General features: G+C 71.7%; 16 protein-coding genes and 5 pseudogenes. 9 read left to right on the plus strand and 12 right to left on the minus strand.

The window, feature by feature from the left end; translation table 11 throughout:
- The first annotated feature begins 8 nt into the window (after positions 1-8).
- Positions 9-302, plus strand: a complete 294-nt coding sequence (locus tag QQK49_RS20100) for a hypothetical protein (protein WP_284305535.1) — start codon at positions 9-11, stop codon at positions 300-302.
- On the opposite strand, the gene QQK49_RS20105 is transcribed toward QQK49_RS20100, so the two are convergent.
- The 6 genes and pseudogenes from QQK49_RS20105 to QQK49_RS20135 form a co-directional block, all read right to left on the minus strand.
- On the minus strand, positions 239-1,789 hold the full coding sequence (locus QQK49_RS20105) for an FAD-dependent oxidoreductase (protein ID WP_284305536.1): 1,551 nt from the start codon (positions 1,787-1,789) through the stop codon (positions 239-241). The genes QQK49_RS20100 and QQK49_RS20105 overlap by 64 nt on opposite strands.
- A 328-nt stretch (positions 1,790-2,117) precedes the next feature.
- Positions 2,118-2,522, minus strand: a pseudogene (locus QQK49_RS20110) (methyltransferase domain-containing protein); the annotation flags it as partial.
- Positions 2,519-3,522, minus strand: a pseudogene (locus tag QQK49_RS20120) (DUF5914 domain-containing protein). The pseudogenes QQK49_RS20110 and QQK49_RS20120, both read right to left, overlap by 4 nt.
- Positions 3,519-4,430, minus strand: coding sequence for a phytoene/squalene synthase family protein (locus QQK49_RS20125; RefSeq protein WP_284305540.1), 912 nt, complete (start codon positions 4,428-4,430; stop codon positions 3,519-3,521). The pseudogene QQK49_RS20120 and the gene QQK49_RS20125 overlap by 4 nt, the downstream one beginning before the upstream one ends.
- Positions 4,427-5,905 (minus strand): phytoene desaturase family protein, encoded by a 1,479-nt coding sequence (gene crtI / locus QQK49_RS20130; protein ID WP_348536273.1) that lies wholly within the window; start codon positions 5,903-5,905, stop codon positions 4,427-4,429. Before crtI ends, QQK49_RS20125 begins: the two co-directional genes overlap by 4 nt.
- Positions 5,890-7,008 (minus strand): polyprenyl synthetase family protein, encoded by a 1,119-nt coding sequence (locus QQK49_RS20135; RefSeq protein ID WP_284305541.1) that lies wholly within the window; start codon positions 7,006-7,008, stop codon positions 5,890-5,892. The genes crtI and QQK49_RS20135 overlap by 16 nt, the downstream gene beginning before the upstream one ends.
- 166 nt (positions 7,009-7,174) lie before the next feature.
- Here QQK49_RS20135 and QQK49_RS20140 point away from each other — a divergent pair, with 166 nt between their 5' ends.
- Together QQK49_RS20140 and QQK49_RS20145 are read left to right on the plus strand one after the other, a co-directional pair.
- On the plus strand, positions 7,175-7,675 hold the full coding sequence (locus QQK49_RS20140; protein ID WP_284305542.1) for a hypothetical protein: 501 nt from the start codon (positions 7,175-7,177) through the stop codon (positions 7,673-7,675).
- A 144-nt stretch (positions 7,676-7,819) separates the two neighbouring features.
- Complete coding sequence (locus QQK49_RS20145; RefSeq protein WP_284305543.1) at positions 7,820-8,287, plus strand: MarR family winged helix-turn-helix transcriptional regulator; 468 nt, start codon at positions 7,820-7,822, stop codon at positions 8,285-8,287.
- A gap of 22 nt (positions 8,288-8,309) precedes the next feature.
- On the opposite strand, the gene QQK49_RS20150 is transcribed toward QQK49_RS20145, so the two are convergent.
- From QQK49_RS20150 to QQK49_RS20170, 5 genes are all read right to left on the minus strand, one after another.
- Positions 8,310-8,849 carry a mycothiol transferase gene (locus QQK49_RS20150; RefSeq protein ID WP_284305544.1) on the minus strand — a complete coding sequence of 180 codons (540 nt, stop codon included), beginning with the start codon at positions 8,847-8,849 and terminating at the stop codon, positions 8,310-8,312.
- A gap of 12 nt (positions 8,850-8,861) precedes the next feature.
- Positions 8,862-10,238 carry an NAD-dependent succinate-semialdehyde dehydrogenase gene (locus QQK49_RS20155; RefSeq protein ID WP_284305545.1) on the minus strand — a complete coding sequence of 459 codons (1,377 nt, stop codon included), beginning with the start codon at positions 10,236-10,238 and terminating at the stop codon, positions 8,862-8,864.
- Positions 10,239-10,465: 227 nt separating this feature from the next.
- Positions 10,466-11,683: an FAD-binding oxidoreductase gene (locus tag QQK49_RS20160; RefSeq protein ID WP_348536238.1), complete on the minus strand. Its 1,218-nt coding sequence runs from the start codon at positions 11,681-11,683 to the stop codon at positions 10,466-10,468.
- Positions 11,602-11,904: a hypothetical protein gene (locus QQK49_RS20165; protein ID WP_284305547.1), complete on the minus strand. Its 303-nt coding sequence runs from the start codon at positions 11,902-11,904 to the stop codon at positions 11,602-11,604. Before QQK49_RS20165 ends, QQK49_RS20160 begins: the two co-directional genes overlap by 82 nt.
- Positions 11,901-13,262 (minus strand): MFS transporter, encoded by a 1,362-nt coding sequence (locus tag QQK49_RS20170; protein ID WP_284305548.1) that lies wholly within the window; start codon positions 13,260-13,262, stop codon positions 11,901-11,903. The genes QQK49_RS20165 and QQK49_RS20170 overlap by 4 nt, the downstream gene beginning before the upstream one ends.
- Before the next feature lie 306 nt (positions 13,263-13,568).
- Here QQK49_RS20170 and QQK49_RS20175 point away from each other — a divergent pair.
- From QQK49_RS20175 to QQK49_RS20195, 5 genes and pseudogenes are all read left to right on the plus strand, one after another.
- Positions 13,569-14,462: pseudogene (locus QQK49_RS20175) on the plus strand (exodeoxyribonuclease V subunit gamma); the annotation flags it as partial.
- Between the two features lie 143 nt (positions 14,463-14,605).
- Positions 14,606-17,071, plus strand: a pseudogene (gene recC, locus QQK49_RS20180) (exodeoxyribonuclease V subunit gamma); the annotation flags it as partial.
- Positions 17,071-20,406, plus strand: coding sequence for a UvrD-helicase domain-containing protein (locus tag QQK49_RS20185; protein WP_284305550.1), 3,336 nt, complete (start codon positions 17,071-17,073; stop codon positions 20,404-20,406). The pseudogene recC and the gene QQK49_RS20185, both read left to right, overlap by 1 nt.
- On the plus strand, positions 20,403-22,343 hold the full coding sequence (gene recD / locus QQK49_RS20190; RefSeq protein WP_284305551.1) for an exodeoxyribonuclease V subunit alpha: 1,941 nt from the start codon (positions 20,403-20,405) through the stop codon (positions 22,341-22,343). Before QQK49_RS20185 ends, recD begins: the two co-directional genes overlap by 4 nt.
- A gap of 54 nt (positions 22,344-22,397) precedes the next feature.
- Complete coding sequence (locus QQK49_RS20195; RefSeq protein ID WP_284305552.1) at positions 22,398-23,018, plus strand: hypothetical protein; 621 nt, start codon at positions 22,398-22,400, stop codon at positions 23,016-23,018.
- Positions 23,019-23,069: 51 nt separating this feature from the next.
- Here QQK49_RS20195 and QQK49_RS20200 read toward each other — a convergent pair.
- A pseudogene (locus QQK49_RS20200) lies at positions 23,070-24,076 on the minus strand (aldo/keto reductase family protein).
- 112 nt (positions 24,077-24,188) lie between these two features.
- Between QQK49_RS20200 and QQK49_RS20205 the strand changes: the two are divergent.
- Positions 24,189-25,364, plus strand: a complete 1,176-nt coding sequence (locus QQK49_RS20205) for a CapA family protein (RefSeq protein ID WP_284305553.1) — start codon at positions 24,189-24,191, stop codon at positions 25,362-25,364.
- Positions 25,365-25,442: the final 78 nt, after the last annotated feature.

Raw genomic sequence — 25,442 nt, forward strand, 5'->3', positions numbered from 1 at the left:
CTGGCGGCATGACTCCACGCCCGGTCGGGACGACCGTCGACGGCACCTGCGCGTTTCGGATGATGCCCACCGATCCGTTCGACGAGCGGCCCTCGTCGGCGATGGTGATGCGAGTCGGCGGGGGTCTGACCCTGCACTGCACCTGGGTCCATCCGATGGACGGGGGGCAGCAGGGCGTGCTGCTCGTCGGCGCGAGCCCCGACGAGGGCCCGGTGGAGGCGACCCTCGTCGACCCGGCTCAGCCGCGGCGGAAGCGCCGTCGTGCGAGGACGCCCGTCGTGGGCACGGACCACACCGGCTGACCGGTCAGGCCCCAGCTCTGCAGGATGGCCGAGGCTGCGAGCATGCCCGTGGTCGCCGCCCGCTCCATCAGGGCCACGGGCAGGTCGACACGGATCCCGTCGCCGGCCAGCATGACTCGCGGGTCGGGAGTGACGATGCCCGGACGTTCCGACCACGGTTCAGGGGTCACCAGGACGCAGTCGTCCCGCACGAGCCACCCCTGCGCGACCGTGGTCGCGCCGGCGAGCTCGGGATGCAGGCGGTGCACCTGAGCGAGCAGGTCCGCCTGAACGGCCTCTTCCGAGACGTCGTCCGGCAGGGCGTAGGCATGGAGTTCGACGACGCTGCCGCCGTGCTCGGCGACCCACGCCCGCGCCTCGTCCTCGTAGAGGTGCAAGGCGCTGACGTTGTCGAGCATGCCGGTCCCGGCGGTCCCCCGGAACGGCGGCGTGTCCGATGCCATGGGCGTGTCGAGCCACAACCGCCACACGGCGAATCGCGGTGCGCGCCGCAGCAACTGAATGCGCTCGCGCCAGCCCGGGTCACCCAGCCAGGCGCTTTCGCCGACGAGTCGTCGCAGCGGTTCGACGTCGGTGGCGAGGACGACCGCATCGACCTCCAGTGGCGCATGGCCCCGGGCGTGGACGATCACCGGCCCGGATTCTCCCTCGGGGTCCTCGATGACCGTGACCTCCGCGTCCACGCGGATGTCGACGCCGCGACGCCACAGGTACTCACCCAGCGGCGCCCACAGCGTGCGGTCGTACGAGCCGTCCGGCACGTCGAAGATCAGGCCCTCGGCTGACCCCATGAAGTAGGAGTGGAACATCGCCACGAGCTCGGCGCCGGAGAACTCGCGCGGGTCGGCGAAGAAGCTGCGCGCGAAGACCTCGAGCGCGAGATGCCGCGCAGCGGGTGGGAACCGAAGTCGGTCGAGGACCTCCGCGGCGCTCATCCCGTCGTAGTCGCCGAAACTGGCGGGGAAGTCGACGGTGAGCAGGTCCGTGGCGCGGCGCAGGTCGACCCGCGCCACCTGCGCGAGCGGAAAACTCTTGCTGCGCAGGGCGAATGCGCCGACGCTCCACGGCGGGGTGAGCGGGATGCCGCTGAAGGAGTCGGTGTTCCCGGCGGCGTCGACCAAGGGGTAGTCGTTCAACGGAACGAGGTGGGACAGGCCGGGGTCGGCGCGCCGAAGCAGCTCACGCAGGTTGTAGTACTGCCTGAAGAACGCGTGGAAGCCGCGGCCCATGCTCCGGCCGTCCTCGGTGGTCCAGGAGGCGACCCGGCCGCCGAGGCGGTCTCCGCGCTCCAGCAGCGTCACCTGCGCTCCGCCCTCGGCGAGCACGGCGGCCGCCGCGATCCCGGCGATCCCGCCGCCGACGACGGCCACGCGGTTGCGAGCCGGGTCGTGCTCGCGAACCCGCACGCCGGGGTCCAGCAGCGTTTGCGGGGCGTGTCGCTCGGCCCGCCGATCGCGTCCGGGCCGCCACCGTGGTGTCCTGCTCATCTCGGCCTCCGCCCGTGGACGATGTGGACCATCGAGGCCTGCCATCCTGGCACCCCGCGCGCGCGGACGTCCTCGAAGCCACCACGCACCAGGCGATCCATGATCTGGGGGACCGAATCGAAGTCGAGCACGCTGCGCCACAGGTAGACGAACAGGCCCGGCCGGCGGGTGACGACGACCGACAGCGGGATGATGACGGCCCAGGACAGCAGCGTCCACGCGGCGGCGGCGACCGGACGCCCGGCGACGGAGTAGTCGTGGAAGACCAGTGGCCCCCGGGCACCAGACGTTCGGACAGGCCGGTGACGAGCTCGTCCCGCTCGGTGACGTTGCGCAGCAGGTAGGCCCCGAACACGCCGTCGACGTGCTCGCCACGGTTGCGCAGCAGGTCGGCGATGTTCTCGGCCAGCGCCTGCTCGAAGTCGACACCGGCCGGCCAGGAGTCCCGTCGGGCCTGGGTGAGCATGCCGTTGGAGGCGTCGATGCCCGTGAGGCGGTAGCGCAGGCCGGCCGCGTCCAGGGCATCGACCAGGGCCCGCGTCGAGGCGCCCGACCCGCAGCCGAGGTCGAGAAGCCGCAGCTCACGACCCGGGTCCCGTGGCAAGGAGTCGACGAACGCCCGCGCGGAGGCACGCAACTGCGCGTGGTAACCGGGCGACATCCCCACCATGAGGTCGTACCGCCGCGCGACCTCGTCGAAGGCGGCGGGCACGTGGGCGGTGGGTGTCGTCATCGGGTCCTCCGGTGCTGGTGGCGGGTACGCAGGTCGTAGCGCCGTTCGGCGTAGGCGAGGTCGTCGACCCACAGCCCGGATGCAGTGTGCCGGATGCCGGCGGCGACCAGCGGGGAGAAGGCCCGGGCGACCTGGAAGCCGGGGCGGGGCGACGTCGCGATCGTCGCCTCGAGGACCACCGTGCGCGCGGGTGTCTCACCGGGGGCGGTCAGGGGTGTCGCGTGGGTCTCCACCACGCTGCCGGCGCCCTCCCCTCGGTGATCGTCATGACGATCGTGCGGGCGTCGGGGCAGGTGAACTCGGCGCGCACCGGCACGCCGAAGGTGCGTCCCAGGCGGAACGTCACGTCGACCACCAGCGTGTGGACGTCCGAGGCGTCCTCGTCGACGACGAGGTGGCTGAACGCGTAGGGGTGGAACCAGGCGCCGTGCCAGGGGTCGAGGCGGTTGGCGATGACGTCGGCGGGCTCGCAGGTGGCGCGGTGGGCGACGACGCCGGAGATCGCGCCGGCCGGGTCCGGCCGCGTCGTGATGACGGGCCGCGCCGTCGGCTCCCCGGCGAACGGGTCGTCGGATTCCAGCCGCGCCCACAGCAGCACGCCGTCGTCGTGGGCGGGGTAGGAGTTCCAGCGCAGCTCCGAACGGTCTCCGCCGAGGGCCAGGCCGTGCCAGCGGCAGAGGATCGACCCGTCGGCGACGACGCAGCCATCCAGCCGCGCTCCCATGTGCGGGCAGGCACCGGGTCCGGCGTGAAAGGTGCCGGCGGCGTCGCGGTAGAGCACGACTTCTCGGCCGGCGATCTCCCTCACGATCGTGGCGGGGCTGCGGCCGTCCTTGGGCACCCGTACGTCGCCGGAGGTCCCGACGACGAACCACCCTCCGGTCGGCCGCTCCTGCGCAGCGGCCAGGGCCTTCTCGATGCGGGGCACCGCGGCCTGGCGCCACGTCGATCGAAGATGGGCCTCGTCCGGTTGAGGTCGGCGGCGGACGGGGACTCTCATCGCTTCTCCTTGAGGGCGGTGCGGGGGCCACGGGCCACGGTGTCCAGCAGCAGCACGACCTTGCGGCGGCGTGGCACCCGGCGTCGCGCGGTGAACACGTCGTAGTCGGCCGCCTCGATCCGTTCGAGGATCTCCGCGTACATCCGCAACGCCAGTGCGACGCACAGCGCGGACTCGCGCGGCAGCATCGTCACCCCCGGCCGGGCCCGGGCGTACAACTCACGGTTGCGGGCGATCTGCGCGGCGAGGAAGGCGCGCCACTGCGGGGTGACGACCCGCGTTCGTGCGTCGGCGCCGTGGGCGGCCATCTCGTCGGCCGGCAGGTAGATGCGGCCGCGTTCGAGATCCTCCCCGACGTCGCGGATGAAGTTCGTGAGCTGGAAGGCCAGGCCGAGTGCCCGGGCCGGCTCCGTGGCCTCGGGGGTGAGCGGGTCGAGGATCGGCAGCATCATCTCGCCGATGACCGCCGCCGACCCCTCCATGTAGTCGTCGCGCAGCTCGGGCCAGGAGGCCCAGCTCGTGCGGGTGAGGTCGAGGGTCATCGCGTCGAAGAACCGGTCGAAGCACTCCAGGGGGATCCCGCGCTCGCGGACCGTGCGGGCGACCGCCGCCAGCACAGGGGCCTCCGGGTCGGTGCCGACCTCCACCTGCGCCGACTCGACGGCCGTGACGAACCGTGCGCGGAAGTCCGCGAGCCGGCGGGCGGTCGCGGCGAGATCTCCACCCTCGGGTTCGTCCACGATGTCGTCGGCGAGGCGGCACAGCGCGTAGACGGTGAAGACGTCCCGCCGCTGCTCGGGCCGCAGCAGGCGCGTCCCCCAGTAGTAGGTGGTGCCGTGTTGCCGGGTCAGCGCCGCCGCCCGGCGGTCGCCCTCGGCGATGACGTCGGAGGTGAGCGGTCGGCTCATGCCAGGTAGTCCGACACCCGGCGGGCGGCCAGCCGCCCGGAGATGAGCACCATCGGCACACCGACGCCGGGCACCGTCGAGGAACCCGCGAAGAACAGGCCCGGTCGCCGGGGGTCGTGGTTGGCGGGCCGGAACGGGCCGGTCTGGGCGAACGTGTGCGCCAGGGCGAACGGGGTGCCCGCCGCCATCCCCTGCTGTTGCCAGTCGACGGGGGTGACGACCGCGTCGGTGACGACGTCGGTCGGGTAGCCCTCGCCCGCGAGGAAGGAGAGCAGCTCCTCCTGCATCCGCGGGGTCTCGACCTCCCAGTCGATCTCGCCGACATGCAGATTGGGCACCGGCTCGAGCACGTACAACGTCGAGTGCCCCTCCGGCGCCGCGGAGGCGTCGTCCTTGGACGGCACGCACACGAGCCGGCTGGGGTCGGACATGCGGCGGCCTCCGACGAGCAGGTCGTCGAAGGCGCCCTTCCAGGCCCGGCCGAAGTGGATGTTGTGGTGCGCGGCGTGCTCGGGGACGCCCCGCACCCCGAGGTGCCAGACGAGCGCCGAGGGGGAGTAGTCGCCGGTGCGAGCAGCGCGCGGCGGTCGCAGGTCCTCCGCGTGCCGGGCGTAGGCGACGGGCAGGTCCAGCGTCGTCACCACGGCATCGGCACCGATCCGCTCGCCGTCGTCGAGTTCGACGCCCATGACGGCGCCGTCGTGGCGGGTGAGGATGCGTGACACCGACCGGCCGTACACGAACTCGACGCCGGCTTGCGCGTTCGCGTCGGCCATCGCCTGTGGCAGGGCGCGCATGCCGCCGTCGGGAAACCACACCCCCTCGATGGAATCCATGTACGTGATGACCGCGTAGATGGCGAGTGCCTGATCGGGCGCCAGGCCGGCGTACATGGCCTGGAAGGAGAAGAGGCGGTGCAGCCGGTCGTCGGCGAAGCGGCGTCGGATCGCCGGGCCCAGGCGGCCGAACCCGCCGAGACGCACCAGTTCGAGGGCGGCTCCCGGACGGGCCAGCAGATCGGTGGGCGAGTCGTAGTTGCGGCCGATGAAGTGGGGCATCTCCACCTCGTACAGGCGCCGCAGCCAGCGGGTGAAGTCCTCGAAGGCCGCCGCGTCCCCCGCCCCGCAGGTGCGGGCGATCTCCTCGGTCATGGCCGTGTGGCCGTGCCGGACGTGGATCGCGGACCCGTCGGCGTAACGAGCGCGGTAGGCCGGGTCGAGCCGCTGGAGAGGCAGGGCCGCCTCGACGGAGGACCCGACCGCACGCAACACCTCGTCCACCAGATCGATCATCGTCAGGACGGTGGGTCCGGTGTCGAACGTGAACCCGTCCTGGTGCAGGCGACCCGCCCGACCGCCGGGGACGTCCTCACGCTCGACGACAAGCACCTCGCGTCCGGCTGCACGAAGGTGGGCGGCGGTGGCCAGACCGGCGAGTCCGGCCCCGATGACGATGGTGGTCAGGATGTCCTCCAGGCGATGTGTCGAGTCATGCGCACCAGCTCGCGGATGCCGTCGGCGTGCAGCACCCCGTCGGCGCGGTGCAGGATCGTGACGGCGCGGTCGACGCCGTCGGAGATGGAGTGCTCGGCTCGTTCACGGATGCCCGCGCGGGTCATCGCGTCCTGGAGGGCCTCGACGTCGCCGGGTCGTTCGTCCGTGGTCCCGACGCGCTCGAGCAGCGTGAGCCCCGGCCCGTCGAGGTGGTTCTGGGCCTCGACCCGCAAGGTGGTCGGCTTGTGTTGACGCAGGTCGTCGCCGCTGGGCTTGCCGGTCTCGCGCGGGTCGCCCCAGGCGCCGAGGAGGTCGTCGCGCGCGGCGAACACCCAGCCCATCTCGTCGCCGTAGGACTCGAGGACGCTGAGGACGTCGTCGTCGGCGCCGGCGGCGAGAGCCCCGAGCTGCAGGGGGCGGGTGACCGTGTAGGCGCCGGACTTGATCCGCGCGATGCGCCGGGCACGCCGCAGATCACCCGGCCCGGTGGCGGCGCCCGACAGATCCTCCCGCTGGCCCGCGATGAGTTCGATGTTGAGCTCGAACCACAGCCGGCGCATGCGTGGCGGCAGCGTGGCGATCAGGGCGTCGGCCATGGTGTGGGCGAGGTCGCCGATGAGGATGGCGATGGACTCCCCGTAGCGGTCGGGCGAGCCGTACGCGCCCACGGCGCGGTGCGCCTCCGCGGCGAGGACGTGCGCCGCGGGTTCGCCACGGCGGGTGTCGGACTCGTCCATGACGTCGTCGTGCACCAACGCGAAGGTGTGGAGCAATTCCAGCGCCGCACCGGCGCGGATCGCCGCGTCGCGGCCCGCCTCGGAGGTGCCTCCGGCGCAGACGAACCCCCAGTGGCACATCAGCGGCCGGATGCGTTTGCCTCCATTGCGCGTGAGGCGCGCGAGGCGGGCCGGCAGGTCGATGTCGCCGAGCACGGCATCCGGAGTGCCGTCCAGCGCACGCGACCACAACCCTTGGACGTCGGCGCCGACCTCGGTGACGTACTGATCCACGGCGGCCAGGATCTCGTTCTCGTCCAAGGGCCCACCGGTGCCGGGGACACTGTGTTCCCGGCCGGTGGTGGTCATGACAACGACCCTATGCACTCGATGCACGATTCGCACGGCGGCGGCCTCGCGAAACCACTCACGGCGGCGCCCTACCCGGCTCATAGCCTCCCGACAGGTGCGCGCCGGACCGTGAGGGGGTCAGAGAAGGAGACCACCCGGGTCTCCAGGAGGAAAGGACCCCCACATGCCCACCAGGACCACCCTCATGACCGGTGCTGCGGCGCTGGTCACCGCCGGGTCGCTCGCCTTCGCCGGCGCGACCCTGGCCCAGGCGAACACGCCCGACGGCTCCGGCTCGAGCACGGACGCCGCGACCGCCACCGACGGCGCGCAGGACTGCGGGCCCGGCGGGCGAGGCGGCCACGAGCACACCGAGGTGACCGGGGAGGAGGCGACGAAGGTCACAGCCGCGGTCACCGCGCAGGACTCCGCGATCACCGTCGAGCAGGTGCGCAAGGACCCCGACGGGTCCTACGACGTCCTCGGCACCAAGGCCGGCTCGCCCGTGATGGTCGAGGTGAGCGCCGACCTGGCCACGGTCGAGGTGCGGACCGGCGGCCCCGGCCACGACGGACGACGAGGCGGCCCGCGTGGCGAGAGCGGACGGGGCGGCACACCCGCGCCGAGCACCGCACCCTCGACCGGCACCTCGCCCACCGATGTCCCCAGCACACCGACCACCTGATCGATCCCGGCCGCTCCGGGCCGGGCGCGCGTGGGGCCACGCGTGTTCGGCCCGGGAGGCTCGGAAGGGGTTGCGGCCCAGGTGGTTCGGAGATTCGTGTTCAGGTCGTCCGTCTAGATGATGCATCACTGTCATACTGGTCCGATGACCGATTCGCCATGGCTGGACGACCGCAGCCAACAGATGTGGCGGCGCTGGCTCCATGTCACCAGCCGCCTGCCCGGAGCGATCGGAGCCCAGCTCCAGGCGGACTCCGGACTCTCACAGGCGGATTTCGCCGTCCTGGTGCAGTTGAGCGAGGCTCCCGACGAGCGCTCGCGCATCGCCGAACTCGCCGACACTCTGCAATGGGAGCGCAGCCGGCTGTCCCACCAGCTCACCCGTATGGAGAAGCGTGGACTGATCCGGCGTGAGGAGTGCGCGCAGGACGGCCGGGGTGCCTTCGCCGTCCTCACCACCGACGGCCGGGAGCGCATCGAGCAGGCGGCTCCCGGGCACGCGCGCCTCGTGCGCGGCCTGTTCTTCGACGACATCCCGCCCGAGGATCTCGCGGCGTTCGATCGCGTCCTGGGCCGACTCACCACCCGCATCGAGGACGCGCTCACGACCTGAGGGCCGCGGATCTCGGGCGAGCTCAACGACGTTCGAGGAGTCCCTTGAGGTAGGCGGCCTGGCCCACGTGGGCGGTGACGTCGTTGACGACCGACACCAGACGTGATGCGGCGGTCACGTGCGGGGTCCACGCCGTGTCGACGACGGTGCGGTAGTCCTCGGGGCGCAACTGCCGCAGGACCTCCGTCGTGAGGGCGTGGACGTCCGAGTGATAGCCGGCGAGCAGCGCGGGATCGTCGAGACCGAAGGCGGCGACGTCCTCGGTGGTGTGGCCGTACCCGATGTCGGCGACGTCGTAGGGCACGTCGAAGCGCGCCCGCCACGACGGCCAGACCTGCTCACGAGGCCGCCCGCACTCCCGGGCGACGCCGACGAGGTGGTCGTCCTGCACCCGGGTCAGGTGCCAGATCAGCCACCCGATGGAGTTCGCGTCGGCGTCGGGGCGCCACAACAGGTCCTCCACCGACAGACCGTCGAGGATCTGCGGAATCTCTTCGTGGACACGCTCGAAGGCGTCGAGGAGGAGGTCGGTCGCGAGGCTGGGCCGTTCGGAGGTGTACATGCCCGGTGCCCGTCAGCGTCCGGAGGTCCGGATGAGCTTCTTGTTGGCGAACTCGTCCATGCCGTAGGAGGCCAGTTCGCGTCCGTAGCCGGAGCGCTTGACGCCGCCGAAGGGCAACTCGGCCATCGTCGTGCCGTGCTCGTTGATGTAGGCCATGCCCACGTCGAGCCGATCCGCGACCGAGCGTCCGAGCTCGGCGTCCTGGGTCCACACCGAGCCGGACAGGCCGTAGGGGCTGGAGTTGGCGAACTCGATGGCCTCCTCGGCGGAGGAGACCTTGAAGACCATCGCGACCGGGCCGAACAACTCCTCGGTGTAGGCCCGCATCTCGGGGGTGACGGCGGTGAGCACGGTGGGCTGCATGAACGCGCCCGGCCCCTCGACCCGGTCGCCGCCGGTGCGCACGGTGACGCCCTTGTCCTTGGCGTCCTGCACCTGCTCGAGCAGGGTGTCGAGCGCGCTCTTGGACGACAGCGGTCCCATGCGGGTGTCGTCCTCCAGCGGGTCTCCGGTGCTCGTCTTCTCGAACGCGGCGGTCAGTCCCTCGACGAACTCGTCGTACAGGTCCTCGGCCACCAGCATCCGCTTGGGCGAGTTGCACGCCTGGCCGGCGTTGCTCAGGCGCGCACCCGCGGCAACCTTGACGGTGCGGGCGATGTCCGGGGAGTCGAGCACGATCATCGCGTCGGAGCCGCCCAGCTCGAGGACGCACTTCTTGAGGTTGCGCCCGGCGGTCTCGGCGACGGCGGCCCCGGCGCGTTCGCTGCCGGTGAGGGAGACGCCCTGCACCCGGGGGTCGGCGATGACATCGGTGATCTGCTCGTTGGTGGCGAAGATGTTGACGTAGGCGCCCTCGGGGAACCCGGCGTCGCGGAAGATCTCCTCCATGACCAGCGCGGACTTGGCGCAGATCTGCGCGTGCTTCAGCAGGATCGTGTTGCCCAGCATGAGGTTCGGGGCGGCGAACCGCGCGACCTGGTAGTAGGGGAAGTTCCAGGGCATGATCCCGAGCAGCACACCCACGGGGTCGCGGCGCACGATCGACTCGCCGCCGGGCGCGTTGAGCACCTCCTCGGTGAGGGCGTCGACGCCGTGCTCGGCGTAGTAGCGGTAGATCCCGGAGACGATGCCGATCTCACCCAGGCCCTGCTTGACGGGCTTGCCCATCTCGCGGGCGATGATCTCGGCCAGCTCCTGGGCCCGCTCGTCGTAGATGTCGGCGACCTTGGCCAGGAGCTTCGCGCGCTCGGCCGGGTCCGTCGTGCGCCAGGAGGTGTAGGCCTCGCCGGCACGATCGATGGCGGACTTCACGCCCGCGTCGTCGAGGGTGGGGAACTCCTCAAGGATCTCGCCGGTCGCCGGGTTCTCGGTGCGGTAGTCGTTGCTCATGGGGATCGTCCTCTCATCGGGGCGGACTTTGCGCCACCGTAGGCACAGACCCCACGGCCCTGCCAGGTGAGCGCCGCTCGGACTCGGCGGTGGATGGGCCACGCCGGCATCGCCCGTGGCAGCCGAGATGGCACCGAAGTGGTCGTGATAGCGACCATTTCGGTGCCACCGTGCGTGTCGACCGCCGCCGGGTGGGCCGGTGACGAAGTCATCAGGGCTGCCCGCTGCTACGCCAGCGTGGCCTCGGTGCGGGCGGTGTGGTCGTCGATGTCGGGGAAGGCCTTGCCCGGGTTGAGGATCCCGTGCGGGTCGAGTGCCTTCTTGATCGCGGAGTGCATGCCCAGGACGCCGGGGGAGACCTCGCTGGCCAGGCCGCGGCGTTTGATCAGGCCGATGCCATGTTCGCCGGCGACGGTGCCGCCGAGTTCGACTGCGGCGTCGAGGATCTCCTCGAAAGCGACCTGTGCGCGGCGTTTGGCCTCGTCGTCACCGGCGGGCACGAGCAACAGCGGGTGCAGGTTGCCGTCGCCGGCGTGGGCGATGTTGGCGATGCGGGTCTCGTGACGGCCCGCGATCTCCTCGATGCGCCCGAGCATCTCGGGCACCTTCGAGCGGGGGACGCACACGTCCTCGGTGAGGACCGGCCCGAGACGTTCCAGAGCGGGGTAGGCGAGTCGTCGCGCCGCGAACAGCGCGTCGGCCTCCTGCTCGTCCTCAGCGACCACGGCCGCGCTCGCACCGCCCTGCTCGAAGCAGGCGCGAATGGCCTCGGCCTCCTGCTCACCGGCCTGGCCGGGGAGGTCGGTCCTGGCCAGCAGGAGCACGTTGCCGTCGGAAGTGAGGCCCATGTTCTTCCACTCGTCGACCGCGCGCAGACACTCGCGGTCGACCAACTCCAGCGCCGAGGGGGTGATGCCCGCGGCCGCGACCGCCGCCACCCCGCGGCCGGCGTCGACGAGGGTGTCGAAGAAGCCCGCGATCGTCGTCTCCGGAGAGCGCGCCGCACGCAGGGCCACGACGATCTCCGTGATGATCCCGAGCGTGCCCTCCGACCCCACCATGAGACCCGCGAGGTCGTAGCCCGCGACGCCCTTGGCCGTCCGGCGCCCGAGGCGCACGACCTCGCCGGTGCCCGTGACGACCTCGAGTTCACGCACGTAGTCGCGGGTCACGCCGTACTTGACGCAGCAGACCCCACCGGCGTTGGTGCCGACGTTGCCGCCGATCATCGACCACGGCGAGCTCGCCGGGTCCGGCGGATACCAGAGCCCCTGCTCGGCCGCGGCCGCCCGCAGGTCGTCGTTGATCACACCGGGCTGCACGACCGCGAGGGACTCCACGGCATCGATCTCGACGATCTGGCTCATCGCGTCGAAGACCACGACCACGCAGCCGTCGATGGCGTTCGCACCGCCCACCAACCCCGTGCCGGCAGCGCGCGGCACGAGGGGGTACCCGTCTCGATGCAGGCCAGGACGATCTGCCGGACCTCCTCCGTCGAACGCGGACGCACGACGACGGCCGGCTTGCCGTACGGCGCCCACACACCCTCGTCGTGCGAGTACGCCTCCATGACATCGGGATCGCGATCGAGGAACCGATCGGCGGGCAGCACGTCCAGCAGGGCGCGGACGATCGGTTCGTGCGTGGTGGCGGGGTCCGTCACGGGGTCTCCATCCTGGCGGTGACGTCGTCGGGCTGGGCAGGCGCCTTGGGCTTGGGGGCGGCGCCGAGCACCAGCGCCAGGATCGCAGCCATCGCGAGGAAGCCACCGACCACCCACATGGCCACGCCGAATCCACCCGTCGCGTCCTTGATGAGACCGGTCGCGTACGGCGCGGCGAATCCAGACGCGTTCCCCAGGGTGTTGATCAGGGCGATACCGCCCGCGGCGCTCGCGCCGGTGAGGAAGTTGGTCGGCAGGTACCAGAACACCGGCAGGGCGCAGAAGATGCCGATGGCCGTCAGGGTCACCGCGACCATGACGAGGAACGGCGACTGCAGCATCAACGCCACCGGCACGCTCACCGCGGCGAGGAGCAGCGGCCCGGCGACGTGCCACACGCGCTCCTTGGTGTGGTCGCTGTGGTGGGCCCACCAGACCATGACGACGGCGGCGATGGCGTAGGGGACGGCGACGATGAGGCCGGTCTCGATGAGGGAGTAGGAGCGGCCGAACATCTGCGAGAAGCCGCGGACGATCGTCGGCAGGAAGAAGCTCAGCGCGTACAGGCCGTAGGTGGTGCCGAAGTAGATGAGGCCCAGACCGATGATGCGCGGGTTGGTGAGGGAGGACTTCAGCGGCCAATGGTGCGTGGACGCGGTGTCGCGGGCCTCGGTGTCCAGACGGTTCTGCAACCAGGTGCGCTCGTGCTCGCTCAGCCACTTCGCGTCCTTGGGCCGGTCGGTGAGGAACGCGATGGCGAACCCGGCGAGGACGATGGCCGGCAGACCCTGGAGGAAGAACATCCAGCGCCATCCGGCGAAGCCCATGACACCGTCCATGACCTGCATGAGCGTCGTGGACAGGGGAGCTCCGACGACCGAGGAGATCGGGATGGCGAGCAGGAAGTACCCGGTCATCCGCACCCGGTCGGCGCGCGGCAGCCAGTAGGTCAGGTACAGGATCATGCCCGGGAAGAAGCCCGCCTCGGCGATGCCGAGCAGGACTCGCAGGCCGTACAGCCACCCGGGGGTGGGCACGAACGCCATCGCGGAGGCGACCGCGCCCCAGGTCACGAGGATGCGGGCCATCCAGATGCGCGCCCCGAACTTGTGCAGCGCGAGGTTGCTCGGGACCTCGAAGAGCAGGTAGCCGATGAAGAACAGGCCGGAGGCCAGCCCGAACATCGCCTCGGTGAGGCCGAGGTCCTCACTCATCGTCAGCTTGGCGAAGCCGATGTTCGTGCGGTCCAGGTAGTTGACGAAGTACATGAGCCCCATGAGGGGGATCAGCCGGCGGGCGACCTTGCGGACGACGGCGCGCCGCATCTCCTCGTCGGTGGCATGACTGAGATCTGACACAGGCCCTCCAGATTCGAATCCTCGGGCGAGTGCCCTGGTGGGCAAGGACTGTAGCTGCCGATACAACCTGGCGGAAGAGGATAAGTCTGATGATTCGGATAAGCGTGCGCGGAGGCGGGACGAGCGGTCGGTCGGGGTGGCGCTGGACAGGGGTTGTCGGTGGTGCCGCCTACGATCGGGGCCACAGCGGATCGCCGGATCGAACCTCGGCCCGGGACCGCCGCGTCGAGTCGTCAAGGAGGTTGCGTGACACTGCATCTGCATCGCGCGGTCGACACGGCCTCGCTGGCTCGCGGACTCGCCGGGATGCTCGCCGACCCGCTCCCCGACCCTCTGGCGCAGGAGGTCGTGGTCGTCCCCGCCAAGGGCATCGAGCGATGGCTGACCCAGCGGTTGTCGCACCGGCTCGGCACGTCGGGGCTAGTGGGCGCCGAGGCGGGGGCGGAGTTCCGTCCGCGGACCGACGGTGTCTGTGCGGGAGTGCGGTTCGTGTCTCCGTCCTCGCTCGTCACGCTGCTCACGGGTCGCCCGTCCTCGCCGTTCGCGGCTCGACCCGACGACCCGTTCGCCGTCGACCGGCTCACGTGGACCGTCCTCGACGTCGTCGACGCGCATCTGGAGGCCGACTGGCTGCGCACCGTGGCCCGTCACCTCGGCCGCGAACACACGGGCCTGGAGGCCGAGCTGCGGATCGGTCGTCGGTACGCCCTGGCCCGCCACCTGGCCACCCTCTTCGCCTACTACGCCCGGCAGCGGCCTTCGCTGCTCGCCGAGTGGCAGGCCGGCCGGCTCACCGGCATCGAGGGCGATCTGGCGTGGCAGGCGCGGCTCTGGCGCGAGGTGGTCGACGAGATCGCGCGCGCCGCTGCCGACGACGCCGCCGCAGGGGGCTCGGGAACTTCCGGGGGTTTCGCCGGAGCCGCCGGCGATCTCGCCCCGCACACGCCCCCCGACGTCCGGCACGCCGCGGTCGTGACGGCGTTGACCACCTCACCCCAGAGCCTCGACCTGCCGGCACGCCTGTCGATGTTCGGACACACGCGGCTCGCCGCCACCGAGGTCGAGCTGCTGAGCGCGCTCGCCGTCCACCGCGACGTGCACCTGTGGCTGCCGCAGGCGTCTCCGGCCGCGTGGGACCGCTTGGCCGATGCCGTGAGCGCGGGTCCGATCCGGCGGGCCGAGGACACCTCGGTCGGGCTCGTCGCCCACCCGTTGCTGGCCTCGCTGGGCCGCGACTCCCGTGAGCTGCAACGCAGCCTCGCGGTGACGAAGGCCGTCGACCACGGGCAGATCGCACCCGGGGACGCCGAGGCAGGCGAGAGCGCACCGCCCCCGAACCCACCACGGTGCTGCAGATGCTCCAGCACGACCTGGCGACCGACACCCCCGCCGACGCGGAGGTGCGGCGACGGCGCGCGGTCGACGCGGAGTCCGACGACTCCCTCCGCGTCCACGCCTGCCACGGGCCGGCCCGGCAGGTCGAGGTGCTCCGCGACGTCATCACCGGGTTGCTCGAGGACGACCCGACGCTCGAGCCCCGCGACATCCTCGTCATGTGCCCCGACATCGAGGCCTACGCCCCCTTGTTCTCGGCCGCGTTCGGCCTCGGCGAGGAGGCCGGCGACTTCGCCCACCCCGCACACGGATTCCGGGTGCGGTTGGCCGACAGGTCGCTCGTGGCCACCAATCCCCTGTTCCAGGTCACCCTCGGGCTCCTCGACCTGGCCGCCGGTCGCGTCACCGTCTCCCAGGTGCTCGACCTCGCCACCCACCCCGCCGTGTCCCGGCGGTTCCGGTTCGACGAGGACGCGCTGGAGAAGATCGAGGCCTGGATCGCTGACGCCGGCATCCGATGGGGGCTCGACGCCGAGCACCGCGCCACCTACCGGTTGTCGACGTTCGAGCAGAACACGTGGCGGGCGGGGCTCGACCGGTTGCTGCTCGGGGTCGCGATGGCCGAGGCCGTCGTGCCCGAGGCGAGTGGCGGTCTCGACCGCAGCCACCTCGGTGCCGTGCTGCCCATCGACGACGTCGGGAGCGGCGACATCGATCTCGTCGGGAGGTTCGTCGAGTTCGCCGACCGGATGCAGGCGTGCATCGACGCTCTCGTGGCCGCCGAGGGCGTGCGGGAGTGGATGGACGTCCTACGGGCCGGGGTCGCCGCCCTGACGTCGGTGTCGACGACGGACGCGTGGCAGTCGGCGCAGCTCGACCGCGAACTCGCCGCGGTCGCCGACTCGGCCCGCACGGACACCCGCGTGCGGCTCCCCGACGTGCGCCGACTCCTCGACCGGCGCCTCGGTGGCCGGCCCACCCGGGCCAACTTCCGCACCGGCACCCTGACGGTGTGCACCATGGTGCCGATGCGCTCGGTGCCGCATCGTGTCGTCGCCCTCGTCGGCCTCGACGACGGCGTGTTCCCGCGGGTCGAGACCGTCGACGGCGACGACGTGCTCGCCCGCGATCCGCACACCGGGGAGCGCGACCGCCGCAGCGAGGACCGGCAACTGCTGCTCGACGCCGTCATGGCGGCTCGCGACCACCTCGTCATCACCTACAGCGGTGCCAGCGACCTCGACGGGTCGATCCGTCCACCGGCCGTGCCCGTCGGCGAGCTCCTCGACGCGGTGCACGGACTCGCCGACGGCCTGCACGATGCGTCGGGCTCGAGGATCGTGTGCACCCACCCGCTGCAACCCTTCGATCCCCGACTCCTGCAGCCGCCGACACCGGCCACCTTCGACCGTGCCGCCTACGAGGGCGCGCGGGCATTGTCCGGGCTCCGCGCCCCCAAGTCTCCGTTCCTCACCGGCGCCCTGCCTCCGATGCCCGACGCGCGTGAGGACGTGGCCCTGGACCGGCTGCACGGCTTCTTCGCCAACCCCGCCCGCGCCTTCCTGCGCGAGAGGTTGGACGTCATCCCCCTGCGGGAGGAGGACACCGATCTCGATGCGATGCCGGTCGAACTCGACGGCCTGGAGAAGTGGGGCGTGGGCGAACGGATCCTCCACGACGCCCTCGCCGGGGTCCACCCCGACCACGCCGTACGGGCGGAGACGGCCCGGGGGCTCGTGCCACCGGCGCGGCTCGGCGACCGCACGGTCGAGGACGTGGTGAAGGTGGTGCGCGCGCTCATGCAGGCCGCGGGGCCGCTGCGCGCCGTCCCGGCCCGCGCGGTCGACGTCACCGTGGGGCTGGCCGGTGGACGCCGACTCACCGGCACGGTGACCGGCGTGCACGGGACCGACCTGTTGACGGTGTCGTACTCCTCGCTGTCGGCCAAGGCGCGGCTGCGGGCCTGGATCGACCTGCTCGCGCTCACCGTCGCCCACCCGGACACGCCGTGGACGGCGCACGTGGTCGCCAAGAGCCGCGGCGGGGCGGTGCACCGGATGTGGGGGCCGCTGCCGCCCACCGCGGCGGCCGAGTGGCTCGCCGACCTCGTCGACGTCCGCGACCGTGGCCTGTGCGAGCCGATCCCGTTGCCGCCGAAGACGTCTCTGGCCTATGCCGAGGCCGCCGGCCGGCGCCGTGACGTCGGCGCCGAGGACGCGTTCGCCGCACGCGATCTGGCCGCGCCGATCGATGCGGCCCGTCAGGCGTGGGAGACCAACCGCAACCGCGCGGACGCCTTCCCCGGCGAACACGCCGATCCGTCCTCCGCCCGGGTGTACGGCCCGGCCGCGCCGCTGGAGGTGCTGCTCGCCGGGTCGGGCGCTGACGAGGACTGGAACTCCGAACCGACCCGGTTGGGCCGGTACGCCGTGCGGGTGTGGGAGCCGGAGATCGCCGGCGGGAGGCGGGTGTGATGAGCGACCAAGCCGGCCTGGAGACCCCACTGGAGACGTTCGACATCACCGCGCCGCTGCCCACGGGCACCGTCCTGCTCGAGGCCAGCGCCGGCACCGGCAAGACGTGGACCATCGGAGCCCTCGTCACCCGCTACGTCGCCGAGGGTGTGGTCGATCTCGACGAGATGCTCGTCGTCACCTTCGGCCGCGCCGCCAGCCAGGAGTTGCGGGCCCGGGTGCGCGATCACCTCGTCGAGGCCTCGCGGGCCTTCGCTGACCCGGCCTCGGCGCCGCGGGGCGAACCGCTCATCGACCTCCTCCTCGACGCACCACCAGCCGAATTGGCTCTGCGTCAGGCGCGTGTGGTCACCGCCCTGGCCTCCTTCGACTCGGCCACGATCGCCACCACGCACCAGTTCTGCCAGACCGTGCTGCGTTCCCTCGGCGTCGCCGGCGACACCGAGCGGGACGCCACCCTGGTCGAGGACCCCTCCGACCTCGTGCGCGAGGTCGTCGACGACCTGTACCTCCGCGGTTTCGCGCACGACGACGCCTCCCCGGTGTTCACCCTCGCCGAGGCACGGGCCATCGCGGCCGACGTGGTCGGCAATCCCCAGGCGCGGATCGAGCCCGTCGACGCCGCGGCGGGCTCGCCCGCCGCGCGACGTGCCGGTTTCGCCAGGGCCGTGCGCGACGAGGTGGCCCTCCGGATGCGTCGCGCCGGGCTGCTCGGCTACGACGACCTCCTCAGCCGGTTGGCCGATGCCCTCGAGGCGCCCGACTCCCCGGCCCGCGAACGCATGCGGCAGCGCTGGAAGGTCGTGCTCGTCGACGAGTTCCAGGACACCGACCCGGTGCAGTGGACCGTGCTCGAGCGGGCCTTCTCCGGTGTCGCGACGCTCGTGCTCATCGGCGACCCCAAGCAGGCGATCTACGCCTTCCGGGGCGGCGACATCGTCACCTACCTCGACGCCGCCGCCACCGCGACCACCCGGCAGACCCTCGGCTGCAACCACCGCACCGACGGTGACCTGCTCGATCGGCTGCAGGCCGTCCTGCGGGGTGCGCGACTGGGCGAGGAGGGCATCGTCGTCCACGACGTCGGCGCCGCCCACCCGGGAAGTCGTCTCGTCGGTGCTCCGGCGAGTGCCTCCTTCCGGGTGCGGGTGCTCGACCGGTCGACGCTCAAGTGGCGTGCCGACCGTCTGCCGTCGGTGGGCAAGATCCGGCCGCGGATCGCCGCCGACGTCGCCGAGGAGATCGCGGCGCTCCTCACCTCGGGGGCGACGTTCGACGGCGAACCCGTCCTGCCACGGCACGTCGCCGTCCTCGCGCACACCTCCAGGCAGTTGCAGTACGTGCGAGACGCCTTGCACGCCAAGAAGATCCCGGCCGTCCTCGCCGGTACGGGCAGCGTCGTCGAGACGCCGGCAGCAGCGGACTGGCTCGCGCTGCTCGTCGCCATGGACGCCCCCCACCGCACCGGCCTCGTGCGGGCGGCCGCCCTCACCGACCTCATGGGCTACACCGCGGAGGCCATCGACGCCGGGGGCGACCGGCTCACCGACGCCCTGGCCGGACGGCTGCGGCGCTGCGGCGAGTTGTTCGCCACCCGCGGCCTGGCCGCCGTCATGGCCACCATCGACGCCGAGGGCCTCTCCGCCCGCCTGCTCTCGCGCATCGGAGGCGAACGCGACCTCACCGATCTGCGTCACCTCGCCGAGATCCTGCACACCGAGGCCCACGACGGCCGGCTCGGTCTGGTCGCCCTCATCCAACGACTCCAGGACATGCGCGAGGACGAGCGCCGCACCGGCTCGGCGACCCGGCGGCGCCGGCTCGACAGCGATGCCGCCGCGGTCCAGCTCGTCACCATCCACGGCAGCAAGGGGCTGCAGTACGTCGCCTGCTACGTGCCTTTCCTCTTCGACCGCTGGGTCCCCGAGCCGGTCCGTCCCACGTTCCACGCACCCCCGGATGCCCAGGGTCATCGGGAGCGCGCCGTCGACGTCGGTGGCCCGCACCCGGGCCGTCGCGCGAACGCTGCCGCGCACCTGGCCGAGGAGGCGGGTGAATCCCTGCGCCTCGCCTACGTCGCCCTGACGCGCGCCCAGGGCCATGTCGTCGCGTGGTGGGCACCGACGGCCAACACGCTCGGCTCGCCGTTGCACCGTCTGCTGCTCGGGCGTGCGCCGGGGGAGTCCGTCGTCCCCGATGAGGCTCCGATCAGCAGCGATGTCGAGACCGTAGCCCGTCTGCGGGCCTGGGAGGCGGTCGGCGGCCCGGTGATCGAGCCGGCCCTCCACGAACAGCCGGTCGAGGTCGAGGTGACGGCCGACGTGCCGGCCCTCGCGGTCCGCCCCTTCACCCGCGGGGTCGATCACACGTGGCGGCGGACCAGTTACAGCTCACTCACCCGCGACGCCGGCGTCCACGCCCTCGGTGCCGCCACGAGCGAACCCGAGGTCGTCGGCACCGACGACGAGGCCGGTCTACCCGTGCCCGAGCCGCCGCCGGCGTTGCCGGGTGACCTGCCCTCACCGATGGCGTCGCTGCCCGTGGGCGCCCGGTTCGGATCGCTCGTGCACGCCGTGCTCGAGGAGGCAGACCCCCGGGCGGGTGATCTGCGGGCCGAGTTCCGCGACCGCATCGAGGAGTCCCGCGTGATGTGGCCGGTCGACCTCGAGACCGACGTCCTCGCCGAGGCGCTGGTCGCGGTGTGCGACACGCCGCTGGGACCCCTCGCCCCGGGCACCACGCTGCGCGACGTCGGCCGGGAGAACCGGCTCTGCGAGGTGGAGTTCGAGCTGCCGCTGGCCGGTGGTGACGAGCCGGGCACGCCCCTGCAGGCACGGCTGGGTGAGATCGCCGCCCTCCTGCGTACGCACCTGCCCGAGGGCGACCCCATCCGTCCCTACGCCGACGAACTCGACCGCCCGGAGCTCGGCGGGCAGGTCCTGCGTGGGTACCTCACGGGGTCGCTCGACGTGGTGCTGCGGGTCGGGGAGCGCTATCTCGTGGCGGACTACAAGACCAACTGGCTCGGCCCCTTCGAAGAACCGCTCACCGCCGCTGCGTACGTGCCGGACAACCTCGATCGGGCCATGGGTCATTCGGACTACCCCTTGCAGGCGCTGCTCTATGCGGTCGTGCTCCACCGCTACCTGCGGTGGCGGTTGCCGGGATACGACCCCGAGGTCCATCTCGGCGGGGTGCTCTACCTCTACGTGCGCGGCATGTGCGGACCGGCGACCCCGGTCGTCGACGGTCGTCCGTGCGGAGTGTTCTCGTGGCGTCCGCCCGCCGCCCTGGTCGAGGACCTGTCCCTGCTGCTCGACGGAGGCGCGCGATGAGCCCGACGGCATCGATCCCGGTCACTGTCGGAGGTGGTGGGGGTCTCGACCTCGACGCCCGGTACGCCCTGCGCGCCCCCGAACCGCTCGCGACGTTCAACCGGGCCGGGTACCTGCGGGCCGCGGACGTGCACGTGGCGATCCGGCTCGCGGCGCTCGCCGAGGAGACCGACCCCCGCGTGCTCCTCGCCTCCGCGCTGCTCGTGCGGGTGGTGCGCGACGGATCCACCTGCCTCGACCTCGCCACGGGCCATGAGTTGGCCCCCGAGGTGATCGACGACCCGGATCTGCCGGGCGAACCCGGTGACGTCGGGCAGCGCGACGGGCACGGTGCGGCTCCCGTCGATCGGTTGCCGTGGCCCGAGGCGGGACCCTGGATGGAGGCCGTCGCGGCGAGTCCCCTGGTGGCGGCCGGTGTGCTGCGGATCGAGGAGGGCCTGCTCTACCTCGACCGCTACTGGGGTGAGGAACGCAGCGTGTGTGCCGACCTGCTGGCGCGGCGGGAGGTGTCGGCGACGCCGACCGACGAGGACCGGCTCGAACACAGCCTGAGCAGGATCTTTCCCGACGCCGGACACCGGCAACAGCGTGAGGCGTCGGCGCGTCTGGCCAGGTCGATGACCGGTGTTCTCACCGGTGGCCCCGGCAGTGGCAAGACGACGACGGTGGCGGGACTCCTCGCCGTCTTGGCCGATCAGAGCGACGAGCCGTTGCGGATCGCCCTGACCGCGCCCACCGGCAAGGCCGCCGCCCGACTGCAGGAGGCGGTCGCCGCTGCCTCGGCCGCGTTTCCCGGCGACGCCCGAGCCCGGCTGGAGGGTCTCGAGGCCTCGACGCTGCACCGGTTGCTCGGGTGGCGGCCGGGATCGCGCACCCGGTTCCGGCACGACCGGAGCAACACGCTCCCGCACGACGTCGTGGTCGTCGACGAGTCGTCGATGCTGTCCCTCACGCTCACCGCGCGCCTGCTCGAGGCGCTGCGGCCGACGACCCGCCTCGTCCTCGTGGGCGATGCCGACCAGCTCGCCTCGGTCGACGCCGGTGCGGTGCTGGGTGACCTCGTCGGTGGTCTCGACGGCGGCGGAGACGGCGACGGGCACGGTGATGTTCCTGGTCACGACCCCGGCGACGGTGACGATGACACGCCCGGTCCGGACGGTGACCACCGCCCGGTCGCCGAGGTCGTCCGGCTCACCGGGTCGCACCGGTACTCGGGGGCCATCGGTGAGTTGGCGCGCGCCGTCCGTGCCGGCGACACCGATGCGGTGCTCGACGTGCTGCGCACGGGCGAGTCCATGCGTCTGGTGGAGGACGAGGACCCGGCGCCCGTTCTCCGGCCGCGGTTGGTCGCGCACGCCACCGCCGTCCGTGAGGCGGCGCGCGCCGGTGACGGCGACCTCGCCCTGGAGGTCCTCGGACGGCACCGGGTGTTGTGCGTGCACCGGGCGGGGGCCCACGGGGTGCGGACGTGGAACCGGCGCGTCGAGGGGTGGCTCACCGAGGAGACCGGTGACGGTCTGTACGACCTCATGTACGTGGGTCGCCCGCTGCTCGTCACCACCAACGACTACGGCCTCGGCCTCTACAACGGAGACACCGGCGTCGTCGTGCAGGGAGAGACGGGCGAGCCGCCGGTGGCCGTCATGGCCGGGTCGTCCGGCACGGTAGTGCTGGCCGCCACCCGGTTGTCCGACGTCGAGACCTTGCACGCGATGACCGTGCACAAGGCCCAGGGCAGCGAGGCCGACGACATCACGGTCATGCTCCCGCCGGGCGACTCGCCGCTGCTGACACGCGAACTCCTCTACACAGCGGTCACCCGTGCCCGACGCTCGGTCACCGTCGTCGGGTCAGAGGCCACGGTCCGCGCCGCCCTCGACCGTCGAGCCCGCCGCGCGAGCGGCCTCGCAGCACGCCTGCGCCGACCCTCGGCGTGACCGGGCTGTCGTCGTCACCGAACCAAAGAGACGGCCGCTATCGAAGGAGTGAACGTGTCGATGAAGAAGACGGTTCTGGCAGGAACGCTGCTCGCCGCGGTGAGCGTCGTCGGCGGATGCGGCACCACTCCCGAGGCCCCTGCGGTCGCCGCGTCGCCGCCGGGCGCGGGCAACCTCTCCGGTTCCGCATCAGCTCCGATGCCGACCCTGTCCTCCGACTACCCCACTTTCACCTCCGTGAAAGAGCTTGCTCAGGCGTCCCAACTGATCGTGCGAGGAAAGGTCGTCTCCGGTCCCAAGAAGGCGGACGAGGCATCACAGGTCGGCGGCAACTCGGAGAACGACATTCCCAGCGTCGTCTACGAGGTCGCTGTCGACAAGGTCTACAAGGGTGATGCGGTGGATCGGATTCACGTGATCCAACCCGATCAGACGCGCGTCACCCTCTCGGAGAAGAAGACACCGCTGACAGCTGGTCGCTCGGTCCTCCTCTTCCTCAACGATCCGGGCGTGACCTTCGAGGGGTTGTCGGTCCACTCGACGTACGGGAACGACCAGGGATACGTCTCACTCACGGGCTCGCCCACCGACCCCAAGCCTGTCGGGCAGCAGGAATCCGTCCCTCTGCCCGCGACGCTGGCCGAACTCGAGCGGGAGATCTCCGGGGCGGGGTGAGCATCGCCTCCCTCGAACCCGCCCACCGTCGGCGTGATCGGGCAACCCCGGTCAGCAGACGCGGGTCTTGGGTGCGCGTTCGGCGGTCTTGCCCGGGTCGCGTTCGGAGACGCCCGACAGCGCCGCGTCGATGCGCTGCATGATCGACTCCTCCAGCTTCACCCCGACGGCCTTGACGTTCTCTTCGAGCTGTTCGGGGCGGGAGGCGCCGACGAGCGCGGCGGCGACGTTGTCGTTCTGCAGCACCCACGCGATGGCGAGGGCAGGCATGGAGAGCCCGGCGTCGGCGGCGATCGGCTTGAGTTCCTGCACGGCCGTGAGTACCCGCTCGTTCATGAAGTCGCCCATGGAGCCACCGGCCTCCTCGTGCGCGGCGCGCGTTCCCTCCTTCGGAGCCTGGCCGGGTTCGTACTTGCCCGAGAGCACCCCCTGGGCCATCGGGCTCCACACGATCTGGGAGATGCCCAGCTCACGGCAGGTCGGCACGACCTCGTCCTCGATGACCCGCCACAGCATCGAGTACTGCGGCTGGGAGCTGATGAGCTGGAACCCGAGCTCCTGGGCGTACCGGTGCCCCCGCGGATCTGCTCGGCCGTCCATTCGCTGACGCCGATGTAGAGGGCCTTGCCGGAGCGGACGACGTCGGCGAACGCCTGCATCGTCTCCTCCAACGGAGTCTCGGTGTCGAACCGGTGAGCCTGGTAGAGGTCGACGTAGTCGGTCTGCAGGCGCGTCAAGGAGCCGTTGATCGACTCCAGGATGTGCTTGCGGGACAGGCCGGTGTCGTTCTTTCCGGCCGGGCCGGTGGGCCAGTAGACCTTGGTGAAGATCTCGAGCGATTCGCGACGCTCGCCCTTGAGTGCCTCGCCGAGAACGCTCTCGGCCTTGGTGTTCGCGTACACGTCGGCGGTGTCGAAGGTGGAGATCCCGAGGTCGAGCGCCGCCCGCACACACCGGGTGGCCACCTCGTTCTCCACCTGTGAGCCGTGGGTCAGCCAGTTGCCGTAGGTGATCTCACTGATCTTGAGTCCGCTGTCGCCGAGGTATCGGAATTCCATGGCCCCAGGTTAGGAGCCCGGGCATGGATCCACCTGTCGAGGCAGGAGATTCGATCCTTCATGGCCACGTGTCGGCCCGTGCGTCGGCGCGGGCCCGCCTACCCTGGCTGACATGCCCCACGCACTCCGGCCGCGCGTTCGTGTTCCGCTGTGCGGAGTGCCCCTGCTGGCGGCACTGACGGTCGCAGGATGCGCGAGTGCCCCGCCGCCCGCCTCCGACGACTCCGCACCCGAGGCATCGCCCGGCCCCGCGCAGAGTTCGGCATCGGCGTCCGCATCACCCTCGACCTCGTCCCCGCCGTCGCCGGCGAACCCCCGGCAGATCACCCTGGCCTTCGCCGGGGACGTGCACTTCGAGCGACAGCTCGCCCCTCTCCTGCGGGACGGCAAGGACGAGTGGGCGACGCGGCTGCCCGAGCTGGCGGCAGCGGACTTCGCGATGGTCAACCTCGAGACGGCACTGACCGAGCGCGGCTCGCCGGCCGCCAAGACCTACACCTTCCGCGCGCCACCGGCCGCGCTCGACGTGCTGTCCAGCGCCGGCGTCGACGCGGTGTCGATGGCCAACAACCACGCCGCCGACTACGGACGGACGGGGATCGAGGACACCCTCGCCGCCATCGCGAAGAGTCCGATCCCCGTCGCCGGATTCGGCAAGGACGAGAGCGCGGCCTACGCCCCGGTGTCCGTCGACGTCCAGGGGGTCCGGGTCGGGATCGTGGCGGCGACGGAGATCGCCGAGGAGACGTACGCGAACCACTCCGCCGGCCCCGACAAGCCGGGCGTCGCCCAGAACGTCGAACGCGACCGGTTCACGCGCGCGGCGACGGAGGCCGTGCGCGACCACGACCTCGTCGTCGCCTACATGCACTGGGGCACCGAGGGCTCCACCTGCCCCAACGAGCGGCAGGTCGAGACGGCGCGGGTGCTCGGGGACGCCGGGGTCGACGTGATCGTCGGCACCCACGCCCACCGTCCGCAGGGGTCGGGATGGACCGGGCGGACCTTCGTCGGCTACGGGACCGGCAACTTCGTCTGGTACAACGCGAGCCCCGGATCCCGCTCCTCGGGTGTGTTGTCGGTCTCAGTCGACGCGGACTCCGTCCGGGCCCGCAAGAACGGCCAGGACCCCCGCACCTCGGTCGTGAAGGCCTACGAGTGGGCGCCGAAGATCATCTCCGGCGGTGGGGTCCCGCAGGATCCGACGGCCTCGCGAGCTGCGGTGACGCAGGCGGCCGACGCGGCGAAGCGCTGCTCCGGCCTGGCCCAGGAGCCGGGCTCGGGCTGACGCCGACGTGCAACTGACGCGCATCCAGGTGGTGTCCAGTAATCCTCCAGCAAGTCGACTCACCATGCGAGAGGCGTC

The sequence above is a fragment of the Mobilicoccus caccae genome, assembly GCF_030161635.1.
GTDB classification, from domain to species: Bacteria; Actinomycetota; Actinomycetes; order Actinomycetales; family Dermatophilaceae; genus Mobilicoccus; species Mobilicoccus caccae.

Excerpts from the sequence above, each read along its gene's own strand:
- QQK49_RS20135 (WP_284305541.1), bottom strand. The coding sequence starts at position 7,008 with ATGACCACCACCGGCCGGGAACACAGTGTCCCCGGCACCGGTGGGCCC.
- QQK49_RS20140 (WP_284305542.1), top strand. The coding sequence starts at position 7,175 with ATGCCCACCAGGACCACCCTCATGACCGGTGCTGCGGCGCTGGTCACC.
- QQK49_RS20100 (WP_284305535.1), top strand. The coding sequence starts at position 9 with ATGACTCCACGCCCGGTCGGGACGACCGTCGACGGCACCTGCGCGTTT.
- QQK49_RS20150 (WP_284305544.1), bottom strand. The coding sequence starts at position 8,849 with ATGTACACCTCCGAACGGCCCAGCCTCGCGACCGACCTCCTCCTCGAC.
- QQK49_RS20185 (WP_284305550.1), top strand. The coding sequence starts at position 17,071 with ATGAGCGACCAAGCCGGCCTGGAGACCCCACTGGAGACGTTCGACATC.
- QQK49_RS20105 (WP_284305536.1), bottom strand. The coding sequence starts at position 1,789 with ATGAGCAGGACACCACGGTGGCGGCCCGGACGCGATCGGCGGGCCGAG.
- QQK49_RS20125 (WP_284305540.1), bottom strand. The coding sequence starts at position 4,430 with ATGAGCCGACCGCTCACCTCCGACGTCATCGCCGAGGGCGACCGCCGG.
- QQK49_RS20145 (WP_284305543.1), top strand. The coding sequence starts at position 7,820 with ATGACCGATTCGCCATGGCTGGACGACCGCAGCCAACAGATGTGGCGG.
- QQK49_RS20205 (WP_284305553.1), top strand. The coding sequence starts at position 24,189 with ATGCCCCACGCACTCCGGCCGCGCGTTCGTGTTCCGCTGTGCGGAGTG.
- QQK49_RS20155 (WP_284305545.1), bottom strand. The coding sequence starts at position 10,238 with ATGAGCAACGACTACCGCACCGAGAACCCGGCGACCGGCGAGATCCTT.
- recD (WP_284305551.1), top strand. The coding sequence starts at position 20,403 with ATGAGCCCGACGGCATCGATCCCGGTCACTGTCGGAGGTGGTGGGGGT.